At 66.1% G+C, this 14,389-nt stretch carries 12 protein-coding genes; 5 read left to right on the top strand and 7 right to left on the bottom strand.

The window, feature by feature from the left end; genetic code table 11:
- Nucleotides 1-18: 18 nt before the first annotated feature.
- Nucleotides 19-1,218 carry an MFS transporter gene (locus tag KT882_RS21120; protein WP_228893225.1) on the bottom strand — a complete coding sequence of 400 codons (1,200 nt, stop codon included), beginning with the start codon at nucleotides 1,216-1,218 and terminating at the stop codon, nucleotides 19-21.
- A 10-nt stretch (nucleotides 1,219-1,228) separates the two neighbouring features.
- Complete coding sequence (locus KT882_RS21115; protein WP_228893224.1) at nucleotides 1,229-1,858, bottom strand: response regulator; 630 nt, start codon at nucleotides 1,856-1,858, stop codon at nucleotides 1,229-1,231.
- Nucleotides 1,859-1,994: 136 nt separating this feature from the next.
- Here KT882_RS21115 and KT882_RS21110 point away from each other — a divergent pair, with 136 nt between their 5' ends.
- Entirely contained in the window at nucleotides 1,995-3,395 is a 1,401-nt protein-coding gene (locus KT882_RS21110) for an ATP-binding protein (RefSeq protein WP_228893223.1), read from the top strand.
- A gap of 114 nt (nucleotides 3,396-3,509) precedes the next feature.
- Here KT882_RS21110 and KT882_RS21105 read toward each other — a convergent pair whose 3' ends face one another.
- The 3 genes from KT882_RS21105 to KT882_RS21095 form a co-directional block, all read right to left on the bottom strand.
- Entirely contained in the window at nucleotides 3,510-4,280 is a 771-nt protein-coding gene (locus KT882_RS21105) for a tetratricopeptide repeat protein (protein ID WP_228893222.1), read from the bottom strand.
- A gap of 8 nt (nucleotides 4,281-4,288) precedes the next feature.
- Nucleotides 4,289-6,406: a bifunctional 2',3'-cyclic-nucleotide 2'-phosphodiesterase/3'-nucleotidase gene (locus tag KT882_RS21100; protein ID WP_228893221.1), complete on the bottom strand. Its 2,118-nt coding sequence runs from the start codon at nucleotides 6,404-6,406 to the stop codon at nucleotides 4,289-4,291.
- A 98-nt stretch (nucleotides 6,407-6,504) separates the two neighbouring features.
- A complete protein-coding gene (locus tag KT882_RS21095) occupies nucleotides 6,505-6,879 on the bottom strand; it encodes a hypothetical protein (protein ID WP_161070604.1) in 375 nt (124 codons plus the stop codon).
- Between the two features lie 117 nt (nucleotides 6,880-6,996).
- Here KT882_RS21095 and KT882_RS21090 point away from each other — a divergent pair, with 117 nt between their 5' ends.
- The 4 genes from KT882_RS21090 (at nucleotide 6,997) to KT882_RS21075 (ending at nucleotide 13,081) form a co-directional block, all read left to right on the top strand.
- Complete coding sequence (locus tag KT882_RS21090; protein ID WP_228893220.1) at nucleotides 6,997-9,612, top strand: TonB-dependent receptor; 2,616 nt, start codon at nucleotides 6,997-6,999, stop codon at nucleotides 9,610-9,612.
- A gap of 94 nt (nucleotides 9,613-9,706) precedes the next feature.
- Entirely contained in the window at nucleotides 9,707-11,059 is a 1,353-nt protein-coding gene (locus KT882_RS21085; RefSeq protein WP_228893219.1) for an MFS transporter, read from the top strand.
- Nucleotides 11,046-12,026: a glycoside hydrolase family 43 protein gene (locus KT882_RS21080; RefSeq protein WP_161070607.1), complete on the top strand. Its 981-nt coding sequence runs from the start codon at nucleotides 11,046-11,048 to the stop codon at nucleotides 12,024-12,026. Before KT882_RS21085 ends, KT882_RS21080 begins: the two co-directional genes overlap by 14 nt.
- The gene (locus tag KT882_RS21075; protein ID WP_228893218.1) at nucleotides 12,026-13,081 is read left to right on the top strand and encodes an aldose epimerase family protein; all 1,056 of its coding nucleotides are present in this window, start codon (nucleotides 12,026-12,028) and stop codon (nucleotides 13,079-13,081) included. The genes KT882_RS21080 and KT882_RS21075 overlap by 1 nt, the downstream gene beginning before the upstream one ends.
- A 142-nt stretch (nucleotides 13,082-13,223) precedes the next feature.
- Here the strand turns inward: KT882_RS21075 and KT882_RS21070 are convergent, their stop codons facing one another.
- Nucleotides 13,224-14,219, bottom strand: a complete 996-nt coding sequence (locus KT882_RS21070; RefSeq protein WP_228893217.1) for an alpha/beta fold hydrolase — start codon at nucleotides 14,217-14,219, stop codon at nucleotides 13,224-13,226.
- On the bottom strand, nucleotides 14,216-14,389 hold the full coding sequence (locus tag KT882_RS21065) for a hypothetical protein (RefSeq protein WP_161070610.1): 174 nt from the start codon (nucleotides 14,387-14,389) through the stop codon (nucleotides 14,216-14,218). Before KT882_RS21065 ends, KT882_RS21070 begins: the two co-directional genes overlap by 4 nt.

Here is a 14,389-nt window from a genome sequence, read left to right as displayed (position 1 = left end):
GATATCCCAATGTGCGCCTCACTCCCGCTGCGATTGCGCTCGGATGGCGAGCAGGTAGAAGGCCAGCGAGGCCAGGGCTGCGGCCAGCAGCACCAGCAGCAGGATGGCGGGGGCGGCGTACCGCACCAGCCCGGCCACGGCCAGCGGCCCGGCGGCGCGCGCGATCAGCGCGGGGCCGGCCAGCGCGCCGGAGATGGCGCCGTAGTGGCGGCGCCCGAACATGGTCTGCGGGATGGTGCCGCGCACGATGGTGAGGATGCCGTTGCTCATCCCGTACATCATGCAGAACAGCGCGGCGGCCCAGGCGTGATGGCCGAACAGCAGCAGCGCGAGCAGGGCGGCCGGCAGGGAACAGAAGGTGATCTTGCCGATGGTGCGCGGCAGCGCGTGGCGGCCTATCGTCATTTCGCCGATGCGGCCCGCCACCTGCATGGGGCCGACCAGCGCGGCCAGCCACACCGCCAGCGTCGCGGCGTGGCCGTATTGCTGCAGCAGCGGGATCAGGTGCACGGACAGCGCGGAGAAGATGAAGCTGTTGGCGGAAAAGGCGAAGGCCAGCTTCCAGAAGGCCGGATGGCGGAGGGCTTCCTGCAGCGAGTGTTCGCGCGCCCCGGTGGCTGACGGGGCGGCGGGTGCTGCGGCGGCATGGGGCGGCAGCTGTTTGCCGGACGGTAGCAGCAAATGCAGCGGGAAGCTGAGGAGGAGCTGCGCTGCCGCGTAGACCAGGCAGGTGGCGCGCCAGCCGGCGTGCGCGTCCAGGTATTGCGTCAGCGGCCACGAGACGGTGCTGGCGAAGCCGCCGAACAGGGTGAGCGTGGAGATGGCTTTGCGGCTGTCCATGCCGAACTGGCGGTTGATGGTGGCGAAGGCCGCTTCATACATGGTCATGGCCATGGCGCATCCGAGCACGGTCCAGGCGGCGTAGTAGGCGGGCAGGCTGTGCACCTGGCTAAGCAGCGCGAAGCCCGCCGCGCCGAGCAGCGACCCCGCGCCCATCACGCCGCGCCCGCCGTGCCGGTCCAGCAGGGCGCCGATGGGCGTGGCGGCCAGGCCGGACACCAGCAAGCTCCAGGAAAACGCGCCCACCACGGCCTCGCCGCGCCAGCCCATCTCGCGCTGGATTTCGGGCGCAAGGATGGCGATGGCGTAGTACAGCGCGCCCCAGGACATGATCTGCGTGCAGGCCAGAACGGCGAGGGTCTTCCAGCGTTGCGCCATGCGGCCAGCCTTAAAGGTCGATAATCCCGCGCCGGATGGCGATGGTGACGGCGTGCGTGCGGTCGTTGGCGCCCAGCTTGGCCAGCAGGCCGCTCATGTGGGCCTTCACGGTTTCCTCGGCGATGCCCAGTTCCGCCGCCACGCGCCGGTTGGAATTGCCCAGCGCGACCAGGCGCAGCACGCTGATCTCGCGCGCGGTGAGGGCGTCGGCGGCGAAGTAGGCGGCCATCTCGGCGGCGATTTCGGGCGGTATGTGCTGCTGGCCCGCGTGGACCTTGCGTATGGTGTCCAGCAGGTCGGCGCGCAGCATGCTTTTCAGCAGATAGCCCGCCGCGCCGGCCTTCAGCGCGCGCAGTACCTGCACGTCGCCCTTGTAGGTGGTTAGCACGATGATGCGCGCTTGCGGATCGCCCGCGCGGATGGCGGCAATGGCGTCCAGGCCGCTCATGACCGGCATTTGCAGGTCCATCAGCGTCACGTCCGGGCGGTGCTGGCGGTACAGCTCCACCGCTTGCGCGCCGTTTTCGGCCTCCGCCACCAGCTCGATGTCCGCGCAGTGTTCAAGCACGGCCGCCAGCCCCTCGCGCAGCAAAGGATGGTCGTCGGCGACGAGAACTCGGATGGATTGCGGGCTGTTCACGGGTGATTGATTCGCTAAAAGCAATATTTTACACGAGACAACGGTGTTTTTACGTTCCGTATACCCCAATCGGGGGTAGGGCATTGTGCGCTGCGGCGTTACGCTGCTTTGCATGGATATATTGCTGGAACAGGATTTGGAGCCCCTTGCCTTCGGCCGTTATACGCTGCTGCCGGGGCGGGGCGAACTGCAGGCGGCGGGCGGCAGCCCCGTTGCGCTCGGCCCGCGCGCGACGGCGGTGCTGATGGCGCTGATCGCCGCGCGCGGCAGCGTGGTGAGCCAGAATAGCCTGCTGGCGCATGCCTGGCCTGGCCAGGACATCCACGCCAGCAATCTGCGGGTGCAGATTGCTGCGCTGCGCAAGGCCTTGGGCGAGGACCGCGAGCTGATCGGCACCGTGGCGGGACGCGGTTACGTGTTCACTGGCCGGCTGAGCGCAGTGCCCGCCGCCGTGCCGGACAGCCGCATGATACCGCCCTGCACCGGCCAGTTGCCCTTGCCGATGGCGGAGCTGATAGGCCGCGAGGCGCAGTTGCAGGACGCGCTGGCGCGCCTGGAACGCTGCCGCCTGCTCACGCTGGCCGGACCGGGAGGCATCGGCAAGACCCAGCTGGCGCTGGCGATGGCGCATCGGACTGCAGCTTTGGCCGCAGGCAGCGTGGCCTGGGCCGAGCTGGCGGATCTGCGCGACGGCTGCGGCGAACAGGACGTGGCGAAAGCGGTGGCGTGCGCGCTGGGGCTGGGGGCCGCTGCCGGTGTGGGCGCCGGCTTGCATGTTCCGGCCACGCTGGCGTCTTATATAGGCGAGCAGCCCATGCTGCTGGTGCTGGACAATTGCGAACATGTGGCGGACGCGGTGGCGGGGCTGGTGGAAGTGCTGCAGCAGCGCTGCCCGCAACTGCGCCTGCTGGCCACGAGCCGCCAGCCCTTGCTGGCCGCAGGCGAGACCGTGTGGCGCGTGCCGCCGCTGGCCGTGCCGAATCCGGATGTAGTGGACGGCGCGCATCTGCTGCAATACAGCGCGGTGCAGCTGTTCGTGGCGCGCGTGCGCGCGGCCGATAGCGGCTTTTGCCCGGCGCCGCGCGTGGCGGCGCAGATCGCGGCCATATGCAGAAGGCTGGAGGGGTTGCCGCTGGCGATAGAACTGGCTGCGGCCTGCGTGCCCGCCCTGGGCGTGGAGCAGACCGCTGCGGGATTGGACGACATGCTGCGGCTGCTGCGCCGTGGCCGCCGCAACGCGCCGGTGCGGCACCAGTCCATGCGCGCGGCGCTGGACTGGAGCTATGCCTTGCTGGCCGAGCCGATGCGCTGCGCCTTGCGGCATCTGGCGACGCTGCCGGACGGTTTTTCGCTGGAGGGGGCGGTGGCGGCATTGGCGCCGCAGGGTTTGTCCTCGTTCGAGGCGATTGATGCGCTGGCGGGACTGGTGGCGCATTCGCTGGCGCAGGTGGACCACAGCGGCACGCCGCCGCGCTATCGCCTGTCCACCACCACGCGGGCCTACGCGCTGGAGCTGCGCGGCGGCGGGGCGGGGTGACGCAGGCATGGCGGGTTACGGCGGCTCGCGCCGCCTAACCCGCCCTACGAACTACGAGCGGACAGTAGGGCGGGTTAGCGCAGCGTAACCCGCCATGCTCCGCCACAGGCAAGTCTAATACCTGTTCCAGTTATTGCGCCGGTGCTCGGACGCTTCCTTGAGCAAATGGCCGGCGCGCTGCGCATCGTCGTTTTGAACGGCCAGCGCCAGGTCTTGCAGCGCCGGCGGATACTCATGCTCGGCCGCTTCCTCCAGCCATTTCAAGCCTTTGCGCTCGTCGCGCTCCACGCCCACGCCGTAGCGGTAGGCGTTGGACAGCAAGAACATCGCATGCGCATTGCCCAGCTCACTGGCCACCGCCAGCCACTGCACGGACACCGCCGCGTCCTTGCGCACGCCTTCGCCGTTGGCCGCCATCTGGCCCAGCGTGAGCGCGGCCTTGGCGTGCCGGCCCTCGGCGGCCTGCCGATACCAGGGCCAGGCCCGCGCGGGATGTCCGGCCTGCGCCGGACCGCCCGCGCGCAGCAGCTCGCCGAGCTGGAAAGCCGCTTCCACGTCCCCCGCGCGCGCCGCGTGCTCCAGCAGCTGGCGCGCCGCGCCCAGGCGCTCCGGCTGCTTGCGGTACAGCGTGCCCAGCTCGCGCTCGGCCACCGGCAGGCCTTGCCGCGCCCAGCGTTGCAGCTGCTGGCGCGCTTCGGGACTGCCGGTCTGCGACGCCGACATGGCCGCCGCCTCTATCTGTGCGGAGGAGGGCGGCGCATCCGGCCCAGCGGCCGACCGGCTTGCTCCCGCCCCCGCCGGCGTGGCGGCGCCGTGCATGCTCCACGCCAGCACGGCGCCCGCCAGCACCACCGATGCACCCGCCAGCAGATGTGTGCTTTTCATGGCGGGTTTCACTTGCTCAGGTCCACCGTGTACTTGGCGAAGCCGCTGGCGTCCAGGCCGCCTTCCGCCGTCACGCCCGCCAGGCCGCTGGCCCTGGCTTGCGCCAGGTGTCCCGGCGCCGAGCGCAGGATCACCGGACCGGCCGTCGCCACCTTCACAAAGCTCCAGCTGCGCGCGCTGCCGTTGGCCGCCAGCGTGACCTTGCCGCTGCTCTTGCCCAGCGCTTGCAGGTAGTTGCTCACCACGGTCTGGTTGGCGTCCGGCGACTTGATGATGGTCTTGCTGCCGTCGATGCCGGGCACCGCGCCGCCGCCGCCCGCGCGGTAGTCGTTGGTGGCGACGATGAAGTCGTCCCCGTCCGCCACGGCCTTGCCTTTGTAGGTCAGGCCGACAATGCGGCTGCCGCCCGGCTTGGTCACGTCGATCTGGTACTTCAGCTCATTGTTCTCGGCGTAGAACACGTCGTAGTTGTAGATGGTGCCGTAGCTCGGCACCAGGTCCTGTTCGGCGGTCCTGGCCGGGTCGATCTGGCCGAACTGGCGCGCGGCCGTTTCCAGCCAGGCTTTCAGGTCCGAGCCCTTGATCTTCACCGCCTGCAGGTTGTTATTGCTGTACAGGTAAAGGTCGCCCGGATTGCGCACCTGCAGGCCCACCGGCGCTGCCGCGCTGGCGCCCGGCGCCACGTCGGTGAAGTCCGAAGGACCGTTGCGGCCGGCCTTGAACGGCGCGCTGCACGAGATCACGGGAATGGACTTGTAGCCGGCCAGCGTGGCGTCCGTGCTGGTGGCGATGAAGTTCTTCACGTAGTCGATCTGCGCCTGGTTCACCAGCTGGATGGCGCTCACGTCGCCGGCCAGCGCGAAGTAGGCCGACATCTGGAAGTCCGTGCTCACGCCCAGCGGCTGCTTGGCGTAGGCGATCGTGGCGGCATGCTCGCTGGCCACTTGCGCGGCGATGGCCGGGTCGGCGTTCACATTGGTCACGCCGTCCGTGTACTTGAAGCCGCGCGACTCCACCGTGGTCTTGCCCGGCTGGACCACCCACTTGTTGCCCTGGTAGACCAGGTCCATCTTGATAATGCCCAGGCGGCGTCCCCAGCTCTGCGCCATCACCGTGGGCACGCCGTTGACGAAGCCCTTCACGCCGTCCACATTGGCGCTGGCGGGCAGCGCGGTGAAGGACGGGTCCAGCGCGGCGGCGCCGGTCTCTTTCCCTTTCGGGAAGATCAGGTGCGAGTGGCCTATCATCAGCGCGTCGATGTCCATGCCGGGCGTGGTCAGGTGGTAGCTGGCGTTCTCCATTTTCGGGCTGTAGGTGCTGGAGTCCAGGCCGCCGTGCGACAGCGCCACCACCAGGTCGGCGCCTTTGCCGCGCAGCTCGGGCACGTATTTGCGCGCCGCTTCCACCGCGCCGTTCACTGCCACTTTGCCGGCCAGATTCTTCTGGTCCCATTCCAGGATTTGCGGCGGCACAAAGCTCATCACGCCGATATTGAGTTTCACGCTCACCGGCTTGCCGTCCGGGCCGGTGCCCTTGAACTCGCGCGCCAGCAGGCTGTAAGGCGAGAAGATAGGCTTGCCGCTGGCCACGCCGTCCACATTGGTCAGCACCAGCGGGAAGGCGGGGGCGCCGCAGTTGCCTGCCGGCTTGCTCACGCCGGGCACGCCGAACTCGGTATTGGTCACCTGGCTCAGATAGGGCAGGCCGTAGTTGAATTCGTGGTTGCCCATGCCGCCCGCGTCGAACTTCATGGCGTTCATGGCTTTGTGGATGGCCAGCGTGGCGCTGCACGGCACCGGCGTGGTGACGGCCTGCAGGTCGCCCAGCAGCGTGCCCTGGATGGTGTCGCCGTTGTCGAGCAGGATGTTGTTGGGGAACTCGGCGCGCGCCGCCTGCACCAGCGTGGAGGTGCGCTCCACGCCCAGCGAGGTGTCCTCGGACAGCGAGTAATAGTTGTAGCTCATGACGTTGGCGTGCAGGTCGGTGGTCTCCAGCAGGGCCAGCGTGACGGTGGTGCCTTCGGCGTAGGCCGGCGCCGCAGCGGCGGGCGGCGCGTCGCCGTTGTTGGAACAGCCGGCCAAACCCGCCGCAGCCAGCGCTGCCAGCAATACCTTGTTCTTTGTCATTGCAGTGATTCCGTCAGTTGATAACGGCGCGACTCTACATTGAGCAAGTGACAAGAGCGTGACATGGAAGTGAGCCGGGATTCACCCGGCGTGACCCGCTAGCGCGGCTTGCACGGCTCCAGCGCGATGCCGTAGCGGGCCGCCACGGCGCGCCACTGCGCATCGCAGGGCAGGGCGGCCAGGGCGGCATTCAGGCTGGCCAGCAAGTCCTTGCGGTGCGGGCCGACAAACAGCCGCCGCGTGAACGGCGCCACGCCCGGCTCGGGCTCGGCCTCCAGATGTCCGGCGAACTCCGGTTCGCCCGCCATGCTGCCGTAGAGCAGGCGGTTCATCTGCGTGAAATCGATACGGCCTGCAGCGAGTTTTAGCAGGTTGCTGCGCTCGCCATTGGTGTCCTGGCGCACCACCAGCTCGGCGGCCAGTCCGCCGCCGCCGTCGAGCACGAAGGGTACGCCTGCGTTCCCTGATATCAAAAACGGTATCGAAAACCGTTAAAAATTGATTGGATTGTATTCACTCCACCCCATAAGATGGTTTCCTAAGCGGCATTGCTCACGAGCTTGCTCATAACTAAAACAGACGGAGACCTTATGGAACACGCTATCGGCCCGATTGCGGCCAAGCCCTATACTTTTATCTTGAAAGCTTCTGTCGGCTCACTGTTGGCGGCCGGCCTGCTGAGCACTGCTTCGGTGTGGGCGCAGGAAGCCGCACCGGCCGCGCAGGACGGCGTGAACGGCTCCGTGGTGACCGTGAGCGGCGTGCGCAAAGCGGCCCAGAGCGCGCAAACCATCAAGCGCAACGCCGATGAAGTGATCGACACCATCGTGGCCGAAGAAGCCGGAAAATTCCCGGACAAGAACGTGGCCGAAGTGCTGGGCCGCGTGTCCGGCGTGCAGCTGCGCCGCGAATCGGGCGAAGCCAGCTCCATCATCGTGCGCGGGCTTCCCGGCCTGGTCACCCTGCTGAACGGCCGCGAGATCTACACGGCCCGCGACCGCAGCCTGTTCCTGGCCGACATTCCAACCACCATGCTGCAGCGCGTGGACGTGTACAAGACCCAGAGCGCGGACATGGTCGAAGGCGGCACCGCCGGCGTAATCGACGTGCGCACTTCGCGCCCCTTCGACTTCAAGGGCTTCACCGCCAACGTGGCCGGCCGCGTGGAAAACCGCGACAAGGCCAAGACCAACGACCCGCAAGTGTCGGGCATGGTCTCGAACCGCTGGAAGACCGGCTTCGGCGACGTCGGCGCGCTGCTCGGGCTGTCCTACCAGAAGGGCAACTACCACGACGAAGTGACATGGAGCGCGCCGCCGGCCCACCTGGTGCCGGGCGACCCCGCCGCCACCGGTCCGATCGACCTGGGCCACGTCAACGCGCTGGGCAAGCGGGTGCGCCTGTCGGCCAACTGGGCCGTGCAATGGCGTCCGTCGCGCACCGTGGAACTGTATTCGGAAGGCTGGTCGACCCGCATCGACCACGACATGGAGCGCCAGTTCTTCCTGGCCGGCGTGGGCTGGAATCCTAATTCGACCTACACCTTCTTCCCCGGCACCAAGCAGGTGGCCACGGTCACGTCGACCAATCCGAACGGCCTGTTCTCGCTGAGCTCCAACCAGGCTCCGCAGGACGATTCCGAAAGCCACCAGGGCGCCATCGGTGCGCGCTGGGACGTGACCCCGGACCTGCGCCTGACCACCGAGTTCTCGCGCGTCAACAGCCGCTGGAAGCAGGAAATGCCTATCCTGGACCTGAACGCCAGCCCGACCAAGATCGAAGGCAGCACCTACGTCAACGGCGGCGCCTACTTCAACTACCCGGGTTACGACATGACCAACCCGGCCAACTACAAGATGGGCGCCCTGATCGACAACTGGCAGGCTGCGGGCGGCCAGTCGAACGACTGGCGCGCCGACGCCATCTATAACAATGGCGAAGAGAGCTTCTTCCGCGAATTCAGCGGCGGCGTGCGCCTGGCCCAGCGCAAGGCCAGCTACCAGCACGAGAGCAACAACTTCCTGCCGGCGCCGGCAGGCCTGCCTGCCCCGGCCTCGATCCCCGGCCTGCTGTGCCCATCCATGCAGCTGGCCAACGACTACGGCATGAACCAGTGGCAAGTGGCCTGCGCCGGCTACCTGCATGGCAAACTCGACCAGCTGCGCAAGATGTATGGCCGCGACGGCAGGACCGCGCCCGATCCGTACTCGCTGTTCCGCAACGGCGAGGACACCACCGCCTTCTACGGCAAGACCCGCTTCGGCTTCGACGCCTTCGGCTTGCAGTTCGACGGCACTGCCGGCGTGCGCGTGGTGCGCACCGACCTGAACGTGAACGGTTTCAGCAACATCAACGGCAATCCGGTGGCGGTCAACCGCGACGTGTCCTCGACCGACGTGCTGCCGAATATGACCCTGAAAGCGACCCTGCGCAAAGACCTGATTGCCCGCTTCACTGCCGGCAAGGCGGTCCAGCGCCCGGCCTTCGGCGACTTCAACCCGGGCGTTTCGCTGGGCACCACGCCGGACGGTGAAGGCATCTACGGCGGCAACGGCGGCAATCCGGACCTCAAGCCGATCACCGGCAAGAACATGGACGCGGCGCTGGAATGGTACTTCGCGCCGACCGGCAGCGTGACCGCCACCGTGTTCCAGCACAAGTTCGAGGACTACGTGATCCGCCGCCTGAGCCTGGAGCAGATCGACGGCAAGACCTATCGCATGGACCGTCCGCGCAACGTCAACGACGGCCAGCTGGAAGGCATCGAACTGGGCTACCGCCAGTTCTACGACTTCCTGCCCGGCTGGCTGGGCGGCTTCGGCCTGGAGGCGAACTACACCTATATGAAGGGCTACCTGATGGAGGACGGCAAGCGCAACCCCTTCCAGGGCATGTCCAAGAACGCCTACAACATCGTCGGCCTGTATGAGCGCGGCCCCTGGTCGGCGCGCCTGGCCTACAACTGGCGCAGCCGCTTCGTGGACACCTACAACTACCGCGCCCTGGGCCTGGACCTGATCGTCGATCCGATCAAGACCGCCGATGCGTCGCTGTCGTACAAGATCAACGAAAACATGGGCGTGACGCTGGACGTGGAGAATCTGCTGGATCGTACCTACAACGACTACCACGGCATTCCGACCAACCCGCGCGACGTGCGCCGCTACGACCGCACCGTCGGCCTGTCGCTGCGCTGGAAGATGTAAGCAGCGCAGTGCCTGATGGCGTATTCCGCCGCGAGCCGCCGAGGCAGTCAGCCCCGGCGGCTTTTGCAATTGATATGTGAGGATCGGACCAGACATGCATACCCAAAAATTATCGACGCTGGAAAAAATCGGCTTCGGCGCCGGCGACATGGCCCTGAACGTGGTGATCTCGTCCATGATGCTGATCATCACCTTCTTCTACACCGACATCTACGGCCTGCACACGGCCGACCTGGCGATGCTGTTCCTGGTGGTGAAGTTCGTCGGCGCCGCCGCCGACCTGGTGATGGGCCAGATCACCGACCGGTTCACCAGCCGCTGGGGGCGCTACCGCCCATACTTCCTGCTGCTGGCCGTCCCTTACGGCATCAGCGTGTTCTTCGTGTTCTCCACCCCGGACTGGGGCTACGACGCCAAGCTGCTGTGGGCCTATTCCACCTATATCCTGATGACCGTGATGACGGCGGGCGTCGGCATCCCCTACATTTCGCTGCCCAGCAGCCTGACCGCCGACCCGCAGGAGCGCCTGTCGGCCAACGGCTACCGCCTGTTCTTCGCCAAGATCGCCGGCTTCCTGGTCACCATCGTGGTGCCGGTGCTGGCCGAGCGCTGGGGCAGCGGCAATCCGGCCGTGGGCTACCAGGCGGCGATGGCCGTCATGGCCGCCATGGGCGTGGCGCTGTTCCTGTTCTGCTTCTTCACCACCACCGAGCGCGTCACCCACGTGGTCGAGCGCCAGTCGCTGTGGGTGCAGCTGAAGCTCCTGCTGCGCAACGACCAGTGGCTGATACTGTGCGGCGTCTGCGTGACCGGCACCATAGGCTATGTGCTGCGCGGCTCCGTGGCCATCTACTACGCCAAGTACTACCTGGGCGGGAACACCGCCGTGGTGTCCACCTTCATGTCCATCGGCGTGGGCGCGGCCATCATGTCCATGATCGCCTCCACCTGGATCACCAAGTTCTACTGCAAGGTCAAGCTGTTCCGCTACACCCAGATCGGCGTGGCCGTCATCAGCGTGATGATCTACGCGCTGGTCAAGCCGGGCGACATCATGCTGGCCTTCGTGCTGTACTTCCTGCTTTCCTTCGTGGTGGACCTGCACGCGCCGGTGTTCTGGTCGGCCATCGCCGAGACCATAGACTATGGCCAGGTGAAGACCGGCAAGCGCGTCTCCGGCTTCGCCTTCGGCGGCATCTCCGTGTGCCAGAAAGCCGGCATGGGCATCGCCGGCGTGCTGGTGGGCGTGCTGCTGACCTGGTTCAACTACCAGCCTAACCAGGAGCAGACCCCGTTCGCGCTCACCGGCATCGCGCTGATGCTGTCGATTATTCCCGGCTTCTTCCACTTCTTGATGGGCATGCTGATGTTCAAATACCGCATCAGCGACCAGTACTACACCGAAGTGAAAGCCGAGATGAAATTGCAAGGCTATGTGGCAAACTGAATTTTTAGAATTGGAGAACCCTGTGGCTGAAATACTCAAGCCCCTGATCGAGCAACGCGCCGATCCCTATATCTACAAGCACACCGACGGCTACTACTACTTCACCGCCTCGGTGCCGCAGTACGACCGTATCGAACTGCGCCGCGCCTCCAGCATCGCCGGCCTGGCCTCGGCCGAAAAAGTGGACGCCTGGTTCAAGCCGGACAGCGGCGCCTGGAGCGAGCTTGTATGGGCGCCCGAGCTGCACTACAACGATGGCGCCTGGTACGTCTACTTCGCCGCCGCGCCCAGCCGCGAGATCAAACACAAGCTTTTCCAGCACCGCATGTACGCCATCCGCAACCAGAACGCCAACCCGCTGGAAGGCGAGTGGGAGTTCATGGGCCAGGTCGATACCGGCATCGACACCTTCTGCCTGGACGCCACCACCTTCACCCACAAAGGCCAGCTGTACTACCTGTGGGCGCAGAAAGACGTCGCCATCGAAGGCAATTCCAATCTGTATATCGCGCCAATGAAAACGCCGTGGCAGCTGGGCGGGCCGCCCGTGATGCTCAGCAAGCCGGAATTCGACTGGGAGATCCGCGGCTTCTGGGTCAACGAAGGCCCGTCGGTACTGAAGCGCAATGGCAAAATCTTCATCAGCTACTCCGCCAGCGCCACCGACGAGAACTACGCCATGGGCCTGTTGTGGGCCGACGAAAACGCCGACCCGCTGGACCCGGCCGCATGGACCAAGCTGCGGCAGCCGGTACTGCAAACCTGCTACGAAGGCAAAGTGTACGGCCCGGGCCACAACAGTTTTACATACGGCGATGACGGCGAAGTGCAGTTGGTTTATCATGCGCGCACTTACACCGAAATCGTTGGCGACCCGCTGTGGAATCCGGACCGCCACACCTACGTCAAGCCGCTGCGCTGGGACGCCCAGGGCATGCCGGTGTTCGGCAAAGCATCGGAGGCTTAATGGAATTGCGTATTACCGAGGCGCCTTTCGGCGCCACAACGGACGGCGTGGAAGTCCAGCTCTACACGCTGGCCAACCGTAATGGAACGACCGTCAAGATCACTAACTACGGCGGCATCATCACCGAATTGCATGTGGCAGACCGCGACGGCCGCCTGGCCGACGTCACCCACGGCTTCGACAGCGTGGCGCCGTATTGCGGCGACGTGCCGTACTTCGGCGCCCTGATCGGCCGCTACGGTAACCGCATCAAGCATGGCCGCTTCGAGCTGGACGGACGCACCGTGCTGCTCGACGTAAACGACGGCGAGAACCACCTGCACGGCGGCGCGCTGGGCTTCCACAAGCAGGTGTGGGATGCCACGCCGCTGGTGGCGCAGGACTCGGTCGCGCTGAAGCTCGTCTACCTGAGCCGCGACGGCGAGCAAGGCTACCCCGGCAACTTGCGCGTGGAAGTGGTGTATGAGCTGAACAACGCCAACGAACTGAGCGTGCGCTACAAGGCCGAGACCGACCAGGCCACGCCGGTCAACCTCACGCAGCACGCCTACTTCAACCTGGCGGGGCAGGGCGACATTCTCGGACACGAGCTTGCGATCCACGCCGACCGCTACACGCCCATCGACGGCAAATCGATCCCGCTGGGCGAGCTGGCGCCGGTGGCCGGCACGCCGTTCGACTTCCGCGCGGCGCAGACGGTAGGTTCCCGCATCAACGCACAGGACGTCCAGCTGGCCAACGGCAAAGGCTACGACCACAACTGGGTGCTGAACGGGCAGGACGGCGAGCTGGAACTGGCCGCTACGCTGCGCGATCCGCAATCGGGTCGCGTGCTGGAACTGTACACCCGCGAGCCGGGCCTGCAGTTCTACAGCGGCAATTTCCTGGACGGCAGCCTGAAAGGGAAAGGCCGCAGCTACGAATACCGCACCGGCCTGTGCCTCGAACCCCAGCACCACCCCGACTCGCCCAACCACCCCGAATGGCCCAGCACCATCCTGCGCCCCGGTGAAACCTACTTCACCGAAACGCTGTACCGCTTTTCCGCTGGCTGAGCAGACAATGGCGGGTTACGCGGGGCGCGCCCCGCTAACCCGCCCTACGCTGTAATGGGAGACCGAGCCCCCCCACTGCAATGGGAGATCCGCGTAGGGCGGGTTAGCGCACAGCGCGTAACCCGCCGTTGCAGGCGTGAGCCTAGCGCACTTTATCCAGCACTTCGTTGATCGCCTTCACCACCGCCTGCGGCTTTTCGGCCTGGATAATGTGGCCGGCGCCCGGCACCACGCGCTCGCTGCCGCGTTTCGACAGCGCCGCTATTTCCTTGTGCATCTTGCGGTTCTCGTTTTCAAACGCCTTGTTCAAGGCGCTCTGCGGCTTGCCGGGTACGGCGAAAGGGCTCACGCCGCGCGTGAGCACCAGCACGGGCATGTCGCCGAAGCTGCGCCGGGCCGCGCGCAACTGGTCGCCGCCTTGGTCGAAATTGAAGTCCTCCGAGACCGCCGCGCGCCAGTGTTTGGCGGACGACACCACGCCCAGATAGGCCTTGGCCAGTTCCGGCCCGAAGCCGTCCGGCACGTCCCCGATGCAGTTTTTCAGTTCATCGCTGCCCGGCTGGAAGCCTTTCTCCGCCTGCGCAGCGCACGCCTTCTCCATTTCTTTCTGCTGCGCATAAACCTGTTTCAGCTTGCCTTGCGAGGCCGCGTCCAGGCGCCTGGTTTCGTCCTCATGCTGCGGCTCCACCAGCACCAGGCCCTTCACCTCGGCCGGATAGCGGTAGGCATATAGCTGCACGTTAGCGCCGCCATAGGAATTCCCCACCATCACATACGGCGGCGCGATGCCCGCCTTGCCCAGCAGCGCATGCAGGTCCTCCACCGCGTTGCCCGACACGCCCTCGCGCGGCGACGGATCGCTGAAGCCCAGGCCCGCGCGGTCATACACGCAGGCGCGCGTGCGCTTCGCGATCTCCGGCTGCACGCCGACCCAGCTCCAGCCGGCGTCGGTGGACGGCGAGTCGAACACCACGGTGACCGGCCCGCTGCCGCTGCAATGCAGATTCAATTTGCGCCCGCCGATGTCGATCATCTGCTGGGGCTTGGAGAAGGCGGATTGCTGGTCGAACGGGGCGGCTGCGGTGGCGGAGTTGGCCGCGCATGCGGCGAGGAGCAGTGCGAGGTTTTTGACGTTCATGTCTTCCCGGGCATGTTGGTGAAAAACCAATTTTGGCACAAAATAATCAGGCGCAGGGAAATAGCGAAGCGCAGCGTTTGGGCATCGCCCATCAATGGCGCATAGGTCCCACATTTGCTGCGGCTTTGATCTATCGTAAAACCGCGCAACAAGCGGAGCTTAGACTTCAT

The sequence above is a fragment of the Pseudoduganella aquatica genome, assembly GCF_020865585.1.
GTDB classification, from domain to species: Bacteria; Pseudomonadota; Gammaproteobacteria; order Burkholderiales; family Burkholderiaceae_D; genus Rugamonas; species Rugamonas aquatica_A.
Note: the sequence above shows the minus strand (reverse complement) of the source record. Positions and strands in the feature narration are given on the sequence as shown.

Bases quoted from the DNA above. Each gene is read 5' to 3' on its own strand.
- KT882_RS21065 (WP_161070610.1), bottom strand. From the start codon at position 14,389: ATGAAGTCTAAGCTCCGCTTGTTGCGCGGTTTTACGATAGATCAAAGC.
- KT882_RS21070 (WP_228893217.1), bottom strand. From the start codon at position 14,219: ATGAACGTCAAAAACCTCGCACTGCTCCTCGCCGCATGCGCGGCCAAC.
- KT882_RS21080 (WP_161070607.1), top strand. From the start codon at position 11,046: ATGTGGCAAACTGAATTTTTAGAATTGGAGAACCCTGTGGCTGAAATA.
- KT882_RS21120 (WP_228893225.1), bottom strand. From the start codon at position 1,218: ATGGCGCAACGCTGGAAGACCCTCGCCGTTCTGGCCTGCACGCAGATC.
- KT882_RS21085 (WP_228893219.1), top strand. From the start codon at position 9,707: ATGCATACCCAAAAATTATCGACGCTGGAAAAAATCGGCTTCGGCGCC.
- KT882_RS21075 (WP_228893218.1), top strand. From the start codon at position 12,026: ATGGAATTGCGTATTACCGAGGCGCCTTTCGGCGCCACAACGGACGGC.
- KT882_RS21105 (WP_228893222.1), bottom strand. From the start codon at position 4,280: ATGAAAAGCACACATCTGCTGGCGGGTGCATCGGTGGTGCTGGCGGGC.
- KT882_RS21100 (WP_228893221.1), bottom strand. From the start codon at position 6,406: ATGACAAAGAACAAGGTATTGCTGGCAGCGCTGGCTGCGGCGGGTTTG.
- KT882_RS21090 (WP_228893220.1), top strand. From the start codon at position 6,997: ATGGAACACGCTATCGGCCCGATTGCGGCCAAGCCCTATACTTTTATC.